Here is a 17,455-nt window from a genome sequence, read left to right on the forward strand (position 1 = left end):
GAGAATTTCGATCTGATCATGAAAGACGGCAAAGTCTACAAGAACACGCTGGACTGAGTTCCAGATGAAGTCCTTTGCTCAAAGCCAATTTTGTAACGACTGCTTTGGGCTCGTAGCTGACATCCGATCCTGTCACTCAGGCAGTTGCCGGGCAACTTGGCGGCCAATGTCGGCAAATGTGCTGCAACCAGCCTTGTGCACTCGCAGCTACCAGATTACTGGGCTATGTCCGGTCAGGGCTCTGACCGCCAGTTGGTGCGAGCCGCAGAGGACGGCGGGACAGAGCCCAAAGTCGACACTTTTCATGAGGCTCGAACCGACTCTTCTTGGAGAAACAACGCGTTTGCACTACCCTCGGTGTTGCCCAGGAGAGGAGCATAACGTTGGACCGAAAATTGGCAACGATCATGGTTGGCGATTATGTCGGCTCGACTAGCGCAATGGAACGAAACGAGGAAAGCGCCCTCTCCCAAGTTCTGAGCGGACTAGACCTCGTTACACGTTGTGTGAGCAAGCATCACGGAAGAGTTTTCAATACAGCTGGCGATGCCTTGCTTGCTGAATTTGAAAGCCCCGTCAATGGCCTCAAAGCCGCGATAGAAGCTCGTTCAGAGCTTGCAACAGCACCAGGTCTTACACCGCAGTCTATGCGCTTTGGCTTGCATTTGGCAGATGTCGTTCGGGTAGGGGAAGATTTGCGAGGTGATGGTGTCAACATCGCCGCTCGATTGCAGCAATTGGCCGAACCCGGTGAAATCGACGTATCGGAAGCCTTATTCGACCATGTCCGTAGAGTGTCGCCCTGTGCATTTGAAGACCGGGGGGAACATCGGCTCAAAGGGCTGGACGAAGCCATGCGCATCATGCGCGTCGGTGCCTCTTCGGATCGCCATGTTTTCCAACTTGCTCCGACCGTTGAAGCACCAAAATCCGCCATCAAGCCGAATTCAATCGCCGTTTTGCCATTCCTGACGAGAACTGGAGCAGACGAGGATCAAGATTTTCTCGCCGAAGGATTAACGGAGGAATTGATCCACGATCTGAGCCTCATCCGTTCACTTTTTGTGAGTTCTCGAACAGCTTCCGTGGCGTTGCAAACAGATGATCCCAAACTAATCGGGGATACGCTTGGTGTGCGGTACGTATTGGCTGGAAAGGTTCGTAAGATGGGCTCACGTGTGAGTCTGAGCGTGACCCTAACTAGAACCAGCGACGGAGGGCTTGTCTGGTCAGATCGCATTCAGCGGCCTTTCGACGAAGTAATCGACGCGATGGAGGAGATAGTTGCGCGCGTGGCGGCCACGGTATCAGGCCGGATTGATCACGAAGCGATTAGCGCGGTCCGTATGAAACGGCCCGAGAATATGACCGCTTATGAATATTATCTGCGGGGTCTGGAACAACACCGTATGGGCACTGTGGCAGACTCGTTCTACCGCGAAGCACGAGAATGGTTTCGAAAGTCGCAGGAAGCCGATCCCAACTTTGCGCGCCCCATTGCAATGGACGTGTGTTCCTGGAGCGGTATGGCAGATTTCGATCTGGCATCTGCAGAAGAAAAACTCAACCGCGCGATGCAACTGGATTCTTCGGATCCCGAACTGCACCGCATTCTGGGTACTTTACAGATTAAGCTGAACAATGACTATGACGCCAGTCGTCGCCACCACGAGCGAGCGATGCAACTTGCTCCGAACGATGCCTACATTCTTGGGCGCTGCGCCGCTTTCTACACTTTCGATGGGCAGCCAGAGCGGGCCCTGGAGTTACTGGAGCACGCGGCGACACTTGACCCGTTTTTGCCGGTTTGGATTGTCGAGGAGCAGGTGGCGGCACTATACGCATTGGGGCGCTTCACAGAATCCAACGAAGAGGCCAGGAGCCTCAATTTCCAGACTCGTCGATCCCGGCTCTACAGAGCAGCAAGCCGAGTAGCTCGAGGCGACGTTGAGCGCGCACGTGAAATCGTGGCCGAAGCGTTGGCCGACGACCCCACTCTCAGTCTGGAATATGTGAAGTCACAGGAATTGCTACGCGACACAGAAAAGTTAAACGCCCTTTTTAACAATTTGCGCAAAGCAGGGTTGCCTGACCACCCTATCGCCAGTGCGAATTCGTAAAGATTTTGCACTGCAGAGGTGACACTGAGCAATTGTTTTTGTCCAACAGCGCTGAAAGGACCGCTTTGTCCGCAGGGCCGCCGTTCGTTCCTCATTGTGAACTTTCGAATGTCTGTTGTGAGCCCAAACTTTTACGTGGTTACGGCTTCGCAAAACCACTGTCCAAATGCGTGTCCGACTGCGATCAGAAGCAAACTGCTTGTTGGTTCGAGGCGTTTCACTATGTTTGGTGGCCGGAGGGCTCCGGTGCGTTCGCGAATTACAACTCTAATGGTCGTCGATATGGTCGGTTACTCATCTATGATGAACGCCAATCAGGATGCCGCAATCGAAGCAGTACGAGAGCTCAAGCGCGACCAATTGGAGCCAGTGCTCGCCGACTTCGGTGGCGAGGTCCTAAAACGCATGGGTGACGGCTGGATCGTTGCCTTTGCCTCAATCGGTGCAGCTTTGGACAGCGCCATTCAGGTGCAAAGCAATCTTTATGACCACCCGACCATAAAGCTAAGGATCGGTTGCCATCTGGGAGAAATAGTCGAAGACGATGATGATTTTTACGGCACTGGTGTGAACATCACTCAACGCATTCAAACTGAAGCACCGCCCGGTGGCGTGATGGTGTCGGAAGACTTTTACCGTCAGCTGTCAACCGAACAATCAGCAGTGCTTAGCGACGCTGGCACATTCAGCCTGAAAAATATCTCGCAGCCGGTCCGGCTATATCAATGGCGACTTGCGCCCGGTTCAACAGGCAAGTCGGGTGATGTACCATCAATTGCATTCCAGTCCTTTGATTACGCGCCGGTTGATCCAGAGACCAAAGCGCTCGCTGGTGACCTCCGTGATCAACTTATCGTAAGAGTATCGCGAAGAAAGGGCGTTTCCGTTTTCGATGCATCTGCCAAGTCTGTAGAAGCCGCGACCTATGATTTGCGCGGGCGCGTTCGGATCGCTGGGAGGCGCGGAAGGTTCACCATTACGTTGGTCTCACGTGCCAACGCGAGGCCTGTATGGTCACAGACATACGAAGCTCAGACTGAAGATGTATTCGATTTCTGCGACACTGTCCTGGAGCAGGCAGAGGGGGATTTACGTCTCCAAACCAATGCGTTCGATGGGGATAGACTTGCTGGGCTCCCAGTTGACGACTTGAGTGTATCTGAGCTCCGTGCACGTGCCGCCAATGAATTTTACAAGGTTACGATGGAAAGCTGGGAAGAGGCACTTTCACTTATAGAACGTGCCATCTCGCTCAATCCGCTGGACGGGATGTCGCTTTGCATGCGCGTGGAAGCACAACTCATGCTCCACGGTGCACGCTACAAGATTATGTCTGCCGAAATTAAGAAAAGATGTGAGGAAGTCCTAAACACCGCGGTGATGCAAGAGCCCAAGAGCGACTATGTCATTTGGGTCCGAGCGAATTTCCGGCTTGCAGTGCAAGACGATATTTCAGGAGCGCTCGCTGATCTTAAACGAGGACGGCAACTTAATCCCGCGTATTTGGAAAACCATGAACTTGAAGGTCAGATTTTGCTTCGTAGGTCTGAATTTGCGGGCGCTGATGCTGCATTTTCGCGTCTCGTAGAGCGTGGCGAGCAGGATCCACTGCAACCATATCGGCTGTTCATGCGTGGCATTGCAAGGTATTGTGGCGGAAATTTCGAAGGCAGTGTTGAGGATGCCTCTGCCGCCTATGACATGCGCCCAAATGAAGCTGGCCACCTAAAACTCCGCGCGATGGCGCTGACTGAGATGCAACTTCATGAACAAGCCCAGGCATGCTTGCAAGCGGCCCGGCAGCTATCACAAGCCCCAATGATGACGACAAAACCACCGGTCTTGCCACCTGACATGCGCTGGATGTTAGACAGGCTAAAACCTGTCTTCTGAAGTCAATTGGCCATGTTATTGATGCAAATCTTGTGTGCGGACATCGTCCGCTTTGTCCGCGTCACCGCCATCTGCGTACCACTCAGAGAATGTCCGGTTTAAGTAGTTCTCGACCTGCCGCATGAGCGAAAGACCGAGGTGTGATCAAGGTCCGGTAAGGGCTCAAAGTGGACCTTCGCTGTATCTGCGATGAATGTCTGCCATGCGGACAAGGCTTCTGTTCGCTGCGGTGGCTCCAAGGTCGGCTCTGCTCACGCAAGTCAGCCTCAAGCAACTTTGACCAGTAGTTTCTGCGCCTCTCCCCATTGCCTCGGCGATTGCCCATACATGCGCCTGAACTCGCGACTGAATTGAGACGGGCTGACATAACCAACGTCCATTGCGGCTTCGTTCACAGGCATCCCGCCCGCGATCTTCATAGCGGCGTTGTTGAGGCGCATCGACTTAACGAACTGGATTGGGGCCATCGTCGTAACCTGCTTGAATTTGCGATGGAAGACGGCCCGGCTCATGCCCGCTCGGCTCGCCATATCGTCTATTGAGATCGGCGCATCCAGGTGTGACGACACATGCGCAATGGAACGAGCGATTGCGTTACCGGCACCGAATGCCTGCCGGGCGAAGGTGCCAGCTTCTCCCTTCAGGATCGAATAGAGCACCTCACGCAATCGCGCCTGGCCGAGAACCGCTGTATCCATCTCGCTGTTTCCGAGCTGAAGTAGCCGCAGCAGCGTATCAGTGAATCCAACGTCCCATCTCGCGAGCCTAATTCCCGGCTCCCGCAGTTCTCCTTTGACCACAGGCAGAACGCCCCCGGCGTTTTCCATCTCCATCGCCAACTCGGCCATAACACGTTGTTCCAGTGAGATCATAACCCCGTAGAGAGGGTTGTCATGCGAGGCCAAAGGCGTCCCCGCCTTGACCGGCATCGACATTGGGCAGCAGAGATACCGGCTGTTGTCGTATTCGTATCTTCGGCCGTCCAAAATGGCTTCCTTTACCCCGCTGACAATGGCCACGATGCAGGGCTCGTAAACAGCCGGAACACAGGGGATTGATTGCGTGGCACGAAAAAGCTGCACGCCCTTGATGCCCGTCTCCGTCACGCCGTCCGTTTCAGTTCGGTCTGCGATGATTTGCTTGATCTGATCCTTGCTCATTAGAGCGATGTAATGGCTCCAGGTCGATGCTGGCAACTATCTTGATACAATCAGGCAAGTATTTGTGATGAACTTGTCTATTTCTGCATGCTAGCGAGAGTTATCTGCATTTCCAAGTTGAAACACAATTCGCTCGATCCCTGCGCCAACACAAATAGGAGACAAAAGATGCCAGACACCACATTCGGACCCAACGGCTGGACGCCCGAGCGCCTTGGTAATCTCTCCGGCAAGATCTACCTCATCACGGGTGCCAACGCCGGCGTCGGCTTCCAGGCCGCGCGGACGCTCCTAAAAAAGAACGCCAAGGTTGTAATGTTGAACCGTTCGGCTGAGAAGTCTCAGGCGGCTGTTGCGGACCTGAAGAGTGAGTTCGGCAGTGAAGCAGAGGTGATCTTCATTCGCATGGACCTGGCCTCGCTCGCAAGCGTGCGTGAAGCTGCGGACGAGGTTCTGAATTCCGTTCCCCGGATCGGTGCGCTCATCTGCAATGCTGCTATCGCGCAGGTGCCAACCCGCAAGCTGACAGAAGATGGGTTCGAGAGCCAGCTCGGCACCAACCATTACGGTCACTTCCTACTCTGTGGTCTTCTGTTTGAGCGGATCGAAGCCTCGAAAGGTCGGATCGTCGTTGTCGCCAGTCTCGGCTACAATATGGGTCTGAAGACGATCAAGTTCGGCGACATGAACTGGGAGGAGGGTTACGGGCCGAACACCGCATACTCGCAAAGCAAGTTGGCGCAAATGATGTTCGCTTATGAACTACAGGACAGGCTTGCCGCCGCAGGGCGCACCGAGGTCGAGGTTTATGTCTGCCATCCCGGCTCGTCGGCAACGTCACTGATCAGTACGAGCGGCAGCCGGACGATGCGGTTCATCTGGTGGCTGATGACCAAGACACCGATGGTTCAAACGGCCGAGCAAGGGTCCTATCCCGAAGTCATGTGCGCCACCGAAGAGAATTTGACCGAACAACGCGCACTCTACGGACCAACAGGCCGCTTAGAAGCCGTTGGCCCGGTCGGCAAGGGTACATTGAACCCACACGCGTATGACAAAACCGTCACGGCAAGGCTTTGGGAAGTGACTGAACAAGAAACAGGCTTCAAGTGGAAGATTTGATCCAACGGGTCTCGTGCGGCTGGTGATACTTCACCCACAATCGGACATTCGTGCAGCGTGCAGCATTTAGTGAAATGGGCTCGTTGCAGCCATCGGAGGCATTGCAGTATATGCTGGGCCTCGCCAACTACCCAAATCATGGCCGGCCCATAAGAGACATTCATCGCAGTCACTGATGCCGCAGTGCGGCTTCACCAGACCGGCCATTCGCTACGGACAAAAAAATCCTGAAACTGCCGAACTCACAGATTGCAGACAAATGCAGCCGTTTGATCTACCGCTATTGGGCGGCTCGAAACATCGGAAACAGGGGTGGGGCTTGGTCGGCTTTGATTAGACCCATCTCTTGGAAACCATAGCGCTTATACAGCGATAGATTTGTAGGGTTTGTCGACTCTAAGTAAGCAGGTCTTCCATCTTCATCACAACGTTTGAGGCAGCATTCAAGCAACGCGGACCCCAACCCTTTTCCTTGGCGAATTGGATCGACCGCAATAAAAGCTAAATGCCAGCAGTCCTCATCGGGATGATAATTGTCCATCTGCCCGAAGGTTTCGAACAACGCATCATGCTTTTCTGATGAGACCGTCTGCTCAAAACAGGCGACAAGCAGTTCTTCGTCAGGGTGAATGCTTGGCGGAAGCCAAAGTGCGCCAGCAGTAAAATCATCGTTTCGAAACGCGCTACCCTGTTCAAATGCACGCCCCCCAAAGAAGTCCATTACGCGCGGGAAGTGGGTAAGGAAATCGGCAGGTTCAGGATACAGCCAACGCATGAATGGGTCGGCAGAAAATCCAAGAGCAAGTCCGCTTAACAAACTTTCTGCCTCACTTCGGGTTGATGATCTAAACATGAAATTACCTTTGGTCGTTACACCTCGATTTTCACGTTTCAGCATGTGGGCCGCAAATACTTGTTGTCAAATGCGCAATTTATTGTCCTGCTTAAGCAACGAAGGATGACTGCGTCGAGCTCCCAGCAGACCTCTGAGGCGACGCAGCATCCTGTGATATTGTCTCTCGTCAATGTCGGGTTGTCGTTGTGGGAGGGTATGGCGGATCGGAGGGTCAGTCATGGAAACCCTAACTTACCTGCCATTCGCGCTTCGCCCAACCTGGAACAAGGGACGTATCGTCGGTCAGAAGCGGCCGCGAAAACCTAAGCATGTCTGGGCGATCCGAGTTCGACTTGAACTGGCCGAAAACCACCACGATCCCGCGTTGTTCAACATGGCAAGTCTTGCGGGCGAGGGCATCGATGACGATTGACGACCTGCACATCATCGAAAGCTTTTTCAGTTACTTTTGGATTGTCTCTCCCATAAAGTTCGTCGAAATCAGAGTTGGCGGTGATCGAATGAACGGCGCAGAATCTTTAGTCAAAACCTTTCTTCACAACGGCGTGGATACAGTTTTCGCCAATCCAGGCACGTCTGAAATGCACTTTGTTGCGGCTCTTGATAGACATCCCGAGATGAACTGTGTTCTGTGCCTGTTCGAGGGTGGAACGACGGGCGCCGCTGATGGCTACTACCGCATGAAACGGGACGTCGCCGGCACTCTGCTGCATCTTGCACCGGGGCTAGGCAACGCATTTGCCAATCTACACAACGCCCGAAAATCAAGGTCCGGGATCGTGAATGTGGTGGGAGATCACGCAACACATCACCTGCGTTATGAAAGCCCACTCAGAGGGGACATTATTGGCGTAAGTCAGGCTATAAGCCATTGGACACGAGTTTCTGATCACGCCACAAGCGTCGCATCGGACGGGGCCGCAGCCATTCAGGCCGCCCGATCTCAAAACGGCCAGATCGCCACTCTTGTTCTTCCCGCCGATACTGCTTGGGATGCAGCGACTGGCCCTGCGACGAATAGCATTCTGGCCCAACCACTTCATCGTCCGTCTTTGGAAGACATCGAGGCCGCAGCCATGCGTCTGAAGACTGCAAACGCAGCTTTGATGATAGGTGGGTCCGCGCTTTTTGGTTCACTTCATGTACTGGCTGGAAAAATTTCCGTCAAAACCGGATGCCGCCTGTTGGCGGATACTCTAATCCCTCGAATTTCGAAGGGGGCCGGGGCTGCCAAATTGGATCAACTTGTGTATCCAATTGCACCCAAGATCGCTCAGCTTGAACAGACATCGTCAATCACTTTGATCGGCGCCGACCAACCCGTTGCCTTCTTTGCATACCCGGGGAAACCGAGCACACCTGAGCCCGCCGGTTGCACGGTTTCAAGCCTGTGCGCTCCGAGGGATGATATTGCATGGACTCTTCAATCACTGGCAGACGCAGTTGGTGTTTCGAGCAAGACACAGCTGAACACATACGCTCTCGACCTGCCTCCAATCCCAACCGGAGATCTCACCTTAGCAAAAGTCGGCCAGACGTTAGCGGCCCTCATTCCCGAAAATGCTATCGTTTGCAATGAATCCGTGACGTCCGGGTTCCACGTCATTCCTCCGACTGCAGCAGCGCGACCACATGACTTGCTTGGGGGAACCGGTGGGGCGATAGGGCTTTGCCTACCGTGCGCAACTGGCGCAGCAATTGCATGTCCAGACAGAAAAGTAATTGCACTAACAGGCGATGGATCCGCCATGTACACATTGCAATCTTTGTGGACGATGGCGCGCGAAAGCCTGGATGTTACGGTGATTGTATTTGCCAACCGCGGCTATCAAATACTTCGGGATGAGCTGGCAAATGTCGGTGTTGAGAGTTTTGGCAAGAATGCGGAGGCAATGTTTGATGTGGAAAACCCAACGCTTGACTGGGTTGCGCTTGCTAAAGGGCATGGTGTTCCCGGGATACGAATTGAAGACACCGATGGCTTTGTAAAAGCCCTTTCTGCGGGGCTATCACGTGACGGCCCTTTCTTGATCGAAGTTGTGTGCCCGCCAGCATCTTGAGCACAAATTCTTTTTGAAACGGACGGCCCACAACCGCCGTTGACCACCGGTCTCCTCCGCTGCGGTGCGGCCCGTCGAACCTGCCGTTCGCTGCGAGAGCAAGATTAAGGTCATGCTGAATTCACACAGTGCGGACTTTGCCGCCATGCGTTTGTCTTCGCTGAATGTCCGCTACTCAAAAATAGACCCGACGCTTGGCCGGGCCTGTTGGTGACGACGGGGATCGTCACTCCGTAAGGTGCTTGTAAAAAGTATTCCAGAAAGCGCCTCATTCTACTTTTTGGGGCTTGCGCCTGGCAAAGCGGAAAAAAAGCCGACCGTCGGTTACAGCAAAGCCAAGAGCAATGATGGCAAACCCGACCCAAGCTTCTGGCTCCATCTTTTCACCAAGGAACGTGACACCAAGACCGATAGCGAACGGTGGGATCAGCAGCGTAACCAAAAGAAGATTGGCGGCTCCGGCGCGCGCAAGGATTGCGAAATAAAGTACATAGGCCAGCGCTGTTGATAGAGCGGCCATCCCAATAAGCGCTGCCCATACTCCAGCAGACAGAGCGAAGCTTGGGGGACCATCCATCACGAGAACAATAGGGATCATAAGCACTGTGCTACCGATCAGCATGCCAAGTGCATTCACAAGTGGTGGTTGGCCTGAAAGAGCAGTTCTGCCCCATACACCGGCAAATGCATAGGAGAGCGTTGCCCCAAGGATAGCCAGCTGTGCCAGATTTCCCGGATTGAACTCGGTCAATGCGCTTGGCCCCATAATAAAGGCCACCCCTAAAATACCAAGTGCCGCACCTGCTATCTTCTTTGGAGTCAGCGGCTCGTCCTTAAGAAGCAAGCCAGCCACGACCGCAGCAAACATTGCCGTCGTTGCGTTGAGTATTGAAGCCAACCCGCTGTCGATTTGCATTTGCCCCCAGAAGATCAGCGAGAACGGAATAGCGTTATTGAGCGCCCCCATAACGAGATAAGCGCCCCATACCCGAGGGGCACGTGGAACTCTCAATCCTTTGAATAGGACGATGAGTGCCAGTATTGGGACTGCCCAGATCACCCTATGCAGCGTTATTGTCAGCGGGGGCACTTCAGTCAGTGCAACCTCGCCGAAGAAGAACGACCCGCCCCAAACCGCAGCGAGCAGAAGCAGCATGACGCTGGCTGTAAAATCCATTGCTGGCATGGGTTGGTTTGTCATGTCTTCTGGTTCCGTCACTAACTATCACCTAACGGATTAGCTGACGTGCCCCCGACACCGCGACCCGTTTCTTGCGGAAAGCCAAAACAAAGCCAACTCTCATCTATCCAATTGTGAACGGCTGCATTCGCCTATCGGCGGAGTGCCTCAGCAATCATTTCTGCAAGCCTTTCGGGCTGATCAACGCTCGCCCAGTGTGTGGCATTATCGAGAACGATCCGATCCATCTTGTTTTCTTCTAACCAACGGACGGTGCTATCCGGACAGTTATCAGGGTTGTAGAGATAAATCACATTTGCCGCGTTCTGCAAAAGCTCGCCGGGCACGCAGCTTGCTGAATAACGCCGTGCGTCGGTGCCGAGTTGCCACAGTGCCAGAGTATCAGCCTTCGAAACTTCATTACGATACCGTCGGATGATTGGTGCCGTTTTCGCCATTTCATCAAGCCGTTCAAGAAACGCCGCACGAAACGCAACTGGATCACCGTAGTCGGCGGCAGTTCCAGAAAAATAGGCATCCTCGGCAGTGATATTACCTTCCAATGAAATAATGGTTGTCAAAGGACAGCTTGCCCTTTTGGCAGCCAGTGAAGCTATGATTGAAGCAACCGAATGAGCGACAATGATCTCGGCTCCGTGCTTGTTCGCTTCGTCGGCGACGATTTGAGCAAGTGCCTCGAGAGTTGTTTCTTTTGCCAAAGGCTGAGCGCCAAATCCCGGAAGATTGATGGGTAGCAAACGATAGCTGTTGGCGAGGTGGGTGTCAGCCAAATCGTCATACATGCTCGCATTGTCACCAAAGCCTGCAACACAGAGAATGGCGGGCCTTTCATCGTTCGCTTGACTGGGGTGTTTGGTCATTTCGGCTTCCAGAGCATCGTATGCAGACATTAACACTGCTCCGCAGCATTCGACAATTTGGGCTCTCTCCAGCCGTTCTCTGCGGCGGGCATCGATGGAAGGTAAGAGCCCTAAGCCGCCATTGTTCTGATTTCACGCGTTTGCAAACGCGGCATGGCTGGCGGCCCATAGCCGACCTTAATGGCCTTTGCGTCGAAAGTCCGGATTGAATCCAACCCGACATTTCAGTTCGTTAACGATCTCTCAGTATCAGGGTCTCACTCAGCTAAATAATTGAAGGAAAACTTGCGTTATGATCGGGTTTGTCAATTCTACAACAAAGGCACCTATCAACGGGATTATCAGTAGTGCACGAGGTGCGGCACCATAGGATTTTTCAGCGGCCGAAATATTGGCCAACCCCGTTGATGTGACGCCAAGAAACACGCCTACAAACCCGGACGCCATCACCGCACTTTCATAATCAGATCCCATTAGCCGGAACAGGATAATCCCCGCAAAAGCGACGGCCAGCAATGTCTGAACCGCCAGAATCGTAAAGATTGCAGGTCCGACTGCGGCCAAAGTCCACAATTGCATTGTCATCAAAGACATTACCAAAGCAAGGCCGATAGAGAGCTCGGAAATCAGGGCCAGACTTCTTGATTGGTTTGGTTTTGGGAACTTCAATTTACGAAACACAAGTGGCCCCAAATTAATGACCAGTATTCCACCAATAAGACACGCGGCAAAGGTCGGAAGATTGAAGTTGATCTGATCTAACAGATAGTGAATTCCTGTACCGATACCGATTGTAAGAGCCACCGTAAGAATGGTGCGAAGCATACTGTCGTAAGATATTTCCACCTCAGTTTCAGAATGCGCGACGCCAATACTCAAAATTGCATCTGTCTCAGGTGTCAATTTGTGGTGCGCTACCAAACGGGCGGCAACTGGCCCGCCCAAAACCCCGCCAAGCACCATACCAACGGTGGCAAAAGCGATGCCGACCTCGCTGGCCGAGGCAACACCATAGTCGCTCTCGAAAACTGATGCCCATGCCGCTGCTGTCCCCGGCCCTCCAGCCATCGAAATCGACCCACCAAGCAAACCGATAAGTGGGTCCAGGCCCGCAGCATATGCGACGAGTCCACCGACCACATTTTGAAGGATCATGAACGCCACCGCCGCAACTGCAAAGATGGCGAATAGTTTTCCACCCTTGCGCATGGTTTCGAATGTTGTGGACAAGCCAAGCGCCGCGAAAAACACAATGAGAAGCTCATCTCGCAAATCCATATCAAACCTGAACTCAATACCTAGAGCGAAATGGATCACACTAAACAAGATCGAAACCGAGAGGCCCCCAACAATTGGGTCGGGTATGTTAAGCTTTCGCAGGAACCTAATTTTCGCGTTTGCAAATTTTCCAAAATACAAAGCAAGAATAGCTATAATTATAGTTTGTCGGCCATCTATAGCTATCGGATCCACTACGAACTCCTTTAGTAAGGCTGGGTGCTACACCGGTGTCAAACGTGCGCAGCACATCAGTTCTGTGCGAGTGCGCGCAGTTCTCGATACCCATAGACGAGCCTCGTTCAACTTGTTTTGGGTCGCCCCATAGACCCCAATATGAATATCGGGATTATTCCAAGTCAATAGAGATGTCTATGTTGGCTAAGTTTGAGAAAAACAAGGACAATGACTCGAATTACAATCGGTTGCCCGCCAAAGTACGGGCGAGCCATCTAAAACAGCCTTATCCCGGTCAACGGACCTTGGTGCTCGCCCCAGCGAAGGACTGGTTTACGCCGTCCCGGCAGGTCACTTCGTGCATGTGGCAGGTTTTTCGTGCTTGCAGCGAAGGTCTGCTTGGTGGCACTTCCTGCCAAGTAGCTTGTGGCACGGCGGTTGGAGGCCATCGGTCTGGATGCACGTTGTTAACAAGATTGGGCGGCAGCTTTTGGGATTCAGGCGGCAATTCACTGGGAATACGCAGAGCAGTCAGAAAAAGCCCTGAACTGGGCGTCTGATCGTGAAGTACACCACAAACGGAAGCAAAATCGCGACTATCAATCTCATCTGAAAAAACCTTCTGATAGTTAGACCGCTATGTTCTCACAAACATGGTTAAACGCAGATTTACTTAAACAGCACCCCCGTCAAGCGGAGGCGCTACTTTCAGGCCGTTTGGTTCTCATTTTCTCCACCGCCATGTCTTTTGCGGACCGGCTTTTTCGTTTTGCAACGGTGCGCTGCGCATCAAAAGCAGCCTGAAGTTCCTGATCTTTTTCCGAAACCTCTTTCGCTGGGGCAGGTGTGGGTTTGGCTTCAGTAAGAGCTTTAGCCGTGTCCTTTGCTTGCTCGACAGTCAGATCGAAGTGTGTACCTTTGATTTTCGGCGCGTCACCTCCCAAGAACTGCATGAAATACGGATCCTCGAAGTATCGGATCTTGTTTGCGATCACTGGCATTTTGCCTTCACGGATCAGCACAACCTCGTTTTCCGGCAGACGACCAACGTGTTCTGGCCGGAGCAGCCGAATGCCTTCTTCACGCTCTGATATGCTGCCCATTTCCATTTTGCCGAGCGCCCGAGACTTCGACTTGCTCATGACTGTTTTGTCACCGATAGACTTGGACACATGTTCGCGTACCTCTGAATCCTCAGAGGCTGCAAACATTTGCGTCCCGGCGTTTGCCAGCATCGCCCGCACACCTTCATGCCCATAAATGTCCTGCAGGCGCGACAGCGTTTGCGAAATCACGATGATCCGACCGCCGAACGATCGCATGGTGTCATAGGCTTCAACGACGCGCTCAAGATGGCCGAGACGCTGAAACTCATCGAGCAGCATCAAAACCTTGAACGGCTCATCTGGGCCCGGTTCGTGGGTTTCGATTGTGTTCACCAGATCGAGGAAGAACAGGCGAATGAGTGTCCGGAACTCTTTGACCTTTTTCCCCGGCACAGAAAAGTAGATCGAGGTGGGGCGCCGACGCAGATCTTCAAAGTTGATGTCATTGCCCTGCGTCGCTCTTGCCACAGACGGGTTGCGCCAGAGCTGAAGGCCGGAGTTGTTCATAACCGAAATCGTTGACCGAAGGATTTTGGATTCTTCGGCTGCAAGATTCAGGAACTCATCTGCTGCCCGGGCATAGCCTACTTCTTCGGGTTCTGTCGCAAACTTTGTCCCTACCTGTCAGGTCGAGTGCATTTCTGGTAGCGCGCACTAGAACTTGACAGGAGCAGGCCGTGACGATCTCATTTAAGGGTGCGCATTTTCCGAAAGACGTGATCTTGCATGCGGTTTTCTTATACCTGCGCTACGGTGTTTCATACCGGGATCTGGAAGAAATCATGGCGGAACGTGGCGTTGATCTGGATCATGCAACGCTAAACCGCTGGGTCAGTCGATATGCAGGCCTCATTGCTGAAGCTGCGCGGTATAGAAAGCGTCCCGCCGACCGTTCGTGGCGAATGGATGAAACCTATGTGCGGGTCAAAGGCAAATGGGTTTATCTTTACAGAGCGATCGACAAACACGGCAAGACCCTGGATTTCATGTTGTCCGAGCGCCGGAATAAAGCCGCTGCGACGAAGTTCTTCGCCCGCGCGCTTGAGGTGAACGGTCTACCGCGCAAGATCGTCATCGACAAAAGTGGTGCCAATACAGCTGGCATCAAGGCGATCAACAAAATGCTCAAGAGCTTTGGTTGTCCAATCCCGATCGAGATGGTCAGGCGCAAATACCTCAATAACATCATTGAACAGGATCACCGATTTATCAAACGAAGGATCAGACCCATGCTGGGGTTCAAATCCTTCGCTTCAGCCGCATCTGTCCTGGCAGGCATAGAACTGGTCAACATGATCCGCAAAGGTCAATTCACGCCCGGACTCCGTCCGTTTCAGCAGTTCATCCAAATGGCGGGATAAACTGCTCGCCAAATCCACTGATGCTTTGCCATCTAAAAAGTTTGCGACAGAACCTATCTCGGCCAGTTGGTGATTTTGGAATTTTCAAGCTGAGTAAAGCCCGGAAATCGAAACCACCGATCCTGACCCACCCTTAGAATAACAGGCTACGGTGAGATCCAGATCCCAGGCGCTTGCGATCATGGAAACAACACAATCGCGGTCGACATATCAATGTCTGCTAACACGTTTGCGTTGTTGGTTTATCGCACACGCAGCGAACTTCCGCTTCCCGCCCTCTGTGCAGAATCTAGCGATCTAACAGCAAAGTAGGTTCGGTTGCTTGCCCGCCCCTACCCTGCCCGCCTGATGCCACCAATTTAAACTCCTGGTTTCAGTAATCCGCGCCCTGCCGAGTATCCCATAGACGCAGAATTTCTATCTGGGTGGGCATTACACGATAGATCAGCTTGAATGGGGTTCGCGGCACTGAAAGCTCCCGTATGTCTCGGCGTGTGTCACTCGGGTGACCTGCATAAGGGTTGGCTGCAAGAGTAAGCTGAATGGCTTTGAGCTGAGTTCGTGCCTTTTCGCTGCCTTCGGGAAAAACTGACGTGTAGTAGTAACGGAACCATTGAATGTCCCGGGCCGTATCTTCGAGAAATACAATCTTCATTGGCTGTTGGATTGCCCGCTTGCTACCGGAGCCGAAAGTTCATTCTCGGTATCCCAGCTGTCTATCCAGGCATTCATTTCGTCTGCCGTGATGAACTTGCCTTGGTCTGCTTTTTCAACAGCCGCATCAATGGCTGCACGTTTAGCGGCTTTGGATTCTAACATCATTCTAATTGCCCGTACGGCGAGTTGTGCAGGCGGTCGGTCTTCGATCGCAGCTTCCCGTTCCAGGGTCTTTCTCAGGTCTTCATCGAGACGGATTGAATATGGGCTGGTACTCATCGCAATCACCTGTTTCCGTGTTGTAGTACAATGTAATACATCTGAATGAAATTCACAATAGACCGATGGCATGTACCGAACCTGTTGTTCTGAACTCATGAGCGTGAGGAGAAATCATGGGTGCGGCCTTCACTTCTGCGGTTATTTTGAATTTTGCGTCAACAATGCGGTTGGTTGTATGTCTCCTTGATCGATTTTTGAAATCAGTGAGATCAAATAGGCTTGATGGGATTTTATGTTCTCCGCTCGTTGGAAAATATATCCGAGCACTAAGAAACGGAGAGCTGGGCCATATGTCGATTTCATAGCATACCAGGTCTGACCAAATCTTAGGTACTCGGCGATATCGTCCATAAGTCGGTCACAATGTGCCTGATCCCGGGCAAAGCGAAGTTCCGAGCACAAACGTGGAAAGCTGCGCTCCATTTGATCTGGAGAAACTTGAATCTGAGAATATTCTTCTTTCTTAACTATTGGATTCAAAGAGTCCTCTTTGTGCCCCTCAATTTCATTGTCACTGTCCCTCAAATTATCTGAATCTGTCCGTTTTATCTCAGAGATTTCCACAGAGATTTCAGCCAGCAGTTCGCTGAGTACATTTGCATCTGGTTTGCGACGCAGAGCATTGCGTGCGGTGACCATCAAATCTGAGATTGTGGCGTCGTTTGCCACGAGCTCTCTGAGACGCGCCAGAGCTGTAGAAACCTTGTCGCGGAGCACCGTGAACTCCAGAACTCGATCAGCATGCCTCTGGGCTTCCTCGATGAACTCAGCGTGCCGTTCAGACAAAGGCATCAGGGACAGTCCAGTTGCTGCGACCACCCTGCCCTGTCGATCCCGGCGTGCCCAACGTTTTCCGTTGGCGCTCATGACGCGGCGGATAAGCCCAAGCTCAACCAGCGCCGAGATATGGCGTTCAACGGTCTGTACACTGACGTGAGTTCGTTTGGCGATCGCAGCGTTGGAGGCAAAACAAACATGGTGATCATCCTGGTCTGGTGAAATCTGATCTCCAATCACAAAGGAAATCATCGCTCTCAGGACGTTGAGGGAAGTGGATTTAAGCCCAAGCGGTTCTCTGGCTTCCTCGACGGCTCGAAGAAGCAACCATTTTTTAGGCGTACTACCCCCCTGCCCTGCCGTTCCCAACAAGGTTGCTCCGTTTGGAGCCAATGCTGTTACTGTTTTCATAATTTTATGTCAGCAGACAAAGAAAACCTATTCACCCAGAGGCGTTTTTTGTTGTCTCGTGATTCGCGGGCTGTTAGGGTTTAGGTGTCAAATCTATAACCACTAGTTGGTTTTCAGCCCTCGGAGCCTTAGGT

14 protein-coding genes and 1 pseudogene are annotated in these 17,455 nt (G+C 52.6%); 6 read left to right on the top strand and 9 right to left on the bottom strand.

Annotated elements, in window-relative coordinates:
- Nucleotides 1-383 precede the first annotated feature (383 nt).
- On the top strand, nt 384-2,120 hold the full coding sequence (locus AC2FIB_RS19665; RefSeq protein WP_282168737.1) for an adenylate/guanylate cyclase domain-containing protein: 1,737 nt from the start codon (nt 384-386) through the stop codon (nt 2,118-2,120).
- A gap of 246 nt (nt 2,121-2,366) precedes the next feature.
- Nucleotides 2,367-4,013, top strand: a complete 1,647-nt coding sequence (locus tag AC2FIB_RS19670; RefSeq protein WP_496838672.1) for an adenylate/guanylate cyclase domain-containing protein — start codon at nt 2,367-2,369, stop codon at nt 4,011-4,013.
- A gap of 266 nt (nt 4,014-4,279) precedes the next feature.
- On the opposite strand, the gene AC2FIB_RS19675 is transcribed toward AC2FIB_RS19670, so the two are convergent.
- Nucleotides 4,280-5,173 (bottom strand): AraC family transcriptional regulator, encoded by an 894-nt coding sequence (locus AC2FIB_RS19675; protein WP_496737838.1) that lies wholly within the window; start codon nt 5,171-5,173, stop codon nt 4,280-4,282.
- Nucleotides 5,174-5,341: 168 nt separating this feature from the next.
- Here AC2FIB_RS19675 and AC2FIB_RS19680 point away from each other — a divergent pair, with 168 nt between their 5' ends.
- Nucleotides 5,342-6,295 carry an SDR family oxidoreductase gene (locus tag AC2FIB_RS19680; protein WP_496737839.1) on the top strand — a complete coding sequence of 318 codons (954 nt, stop codon included), beginning with the start codon at nt 5,342-5,344 and terminating at the stop codon, nt 6,293-6,295.
- 280 nt (nt 6,296-6,575) lie between these two features.
- Here AC2FIB_RS19680 and AC2FIB_RS19685 read toward each other — a convergent pair whose 3' ends face one another.
- A complete protein-coding gene (locus tag AC2FIB_RS19685) occupies nt 6,576-7,193 on the bottom strand; it encodes a GNAT family N-acetyltransferase (protein ID WP_282171156.1) in 618 nt (205 codons plus the stop codon).
- A 175-nt stretch (nt 7,194-7,368) separates the two neighbouring features.
- Here AC2FIB_RS19685 and AC2FIB_RS19690 point away from each other — a divergent pair, with 175 nt between their 5' ends.
- Nucleotides 7,369-7,563 carry a hypothetical protein gene (locus tag AC2FIB_RS19690; protein ID WP_282171155.1) on the top strand — a complete coding sequence of 65 codons (195 nt, stop codon included), beginning with the start codon at nt 7,369-7,371 and terminating at the stop codon, nt 7,561-7,563.
- 88 nt (nt 7,564-7,651) lie between these two features.
- On the top strand, nt 7,652-9,211 hold the full coding sequence (locus tag AC2FIB_RS19695; protein ID WP_496842666.1) for an acetolactate synthase large subunit: 1,560 nt from the start codon (nt 7,652-7,654) through the stop codon (nt 9,209-9,211).
- Between the two features lie 268 nt (nt 9,212-9,479).
- On the opposite strand, the gene AC2FIB_RS19700 is transcribed toward AC2FIB_RS19695, so the two are convergent.
- The 4 genes and pseudogenes from AC2FIB_RS19700 to AC2FIB_RS19715 form a co-directional block, all read right to left on the bottom strand.
- The gene (locus AC2FIB_RS19700; protein WP_496842650.1) at nt 9,480-10,430 is read right to left on the bottom strand and encodes a DMT family transporter; all 951 of its coding nucleotides are present in this window, start codon (nt 10,428-10,430) and stop codon (nt 9,480-9,482) included.
- Nucleotides 10,431-10,543: 113 nt separating this feature from the next.
- On the bottom strand, nt 10,544-11,302 hold the full coding sequence (locus AC2FIB_RS19705; RefSeq protein ID WP_496781222.1) for an alpha/beta fold hydrolase: 759 nt from the start codon (nt 11,300-11,302) through the stop codon (nt 10,544-10,546).
- 231 nt (nt 11,303-11,533) lie between these two features.
- Nucleotides 11,534-12,745, bottom strand: coding sequence for a sodium/glutamate symporter (gene gltS, locus AC2FIB_RS19710; protein WP_282170908.1), 1,212 nt, complete (start codon nt 12,743-12,745; stop codon nt 11,534-11,536).
- 671 nt (nt 12,746-13,416) lie between these two features.
- A pseudogene (locus AC2FIB_RS19715) lies at nt 13,417-14,415 on the bottom strand (type IV secretory system conjugative DNA transfer family protein); the annotation flags it as partial.
- A gap of 95 nt (nt 14,416-14,510) precedes the next feature.
- On the opposite strand from AC2FIB_RS19715, the gene AC2FIB_RS19720 reads away from it, so the two are divergent.
- A complete protein-coding gene (locus tag AC2FIB_RS19720; RefSeq protein WP_496842651.1) occupies nt 14,511-15,194 on the top strand; it encodes an IS6 family transposase in 684 nt (227 codons plus the stop codon).
- A gap of 373 nt (nt 15,195-15,567) precedes the next feature.
- On the opposite strand, the gene AC2FIB_RS19725 is transcribed toward AC2FIB_RS19720, so the two are convergent.
- From AC2FIB_RS19725 to AC2FIB_RS19735, 3 genes are all read right to left on the bottom strand, one after another.
- Complete coding sequence (locus AC2FIB_RS19725; protein ID WP_496842652.1) at nt 15,568-15,849, bottom strand: type II toxin-antitoxin system RelE/ParE family toxin; 282 nt, start codon at nt 15,847-15,849, stop codon at nt 15,568-15,570.
- Entirely contained in the window at nt 15,846-16,202 is a 357-nt protein-coding gene (locus tag AC2FIB_RS19730; protein WP_282121176.1) for a CopG family ribbon-helix-helix protein, read from the bottom strand. The genes AC2FIB_RS19725 and AC2FIB_RS19730 overlap by 4 nt, the downstream gene beginning before the upstream one ends.
- A gap of 69 nt (nt 16,203-16,271) precedes the next feature.
- Nucleotides 16,272-17,321: a helix-turn-helix domain-containing protein gene (locus AC2FIB_RS19735; protein WP_282121177.1), complete on the bottom strand. Its 1,050-nt coding sequence runs from the start codon at nt 17,319-17,321 to the stop codon at nt 16,272-16,274.
- Nucleotides 17,322-17,455 lie beyond the last annotated feature (134 nt).

This window comes from Ruegeria sp. YTSA072 (genome assembly GCF_059610285.1).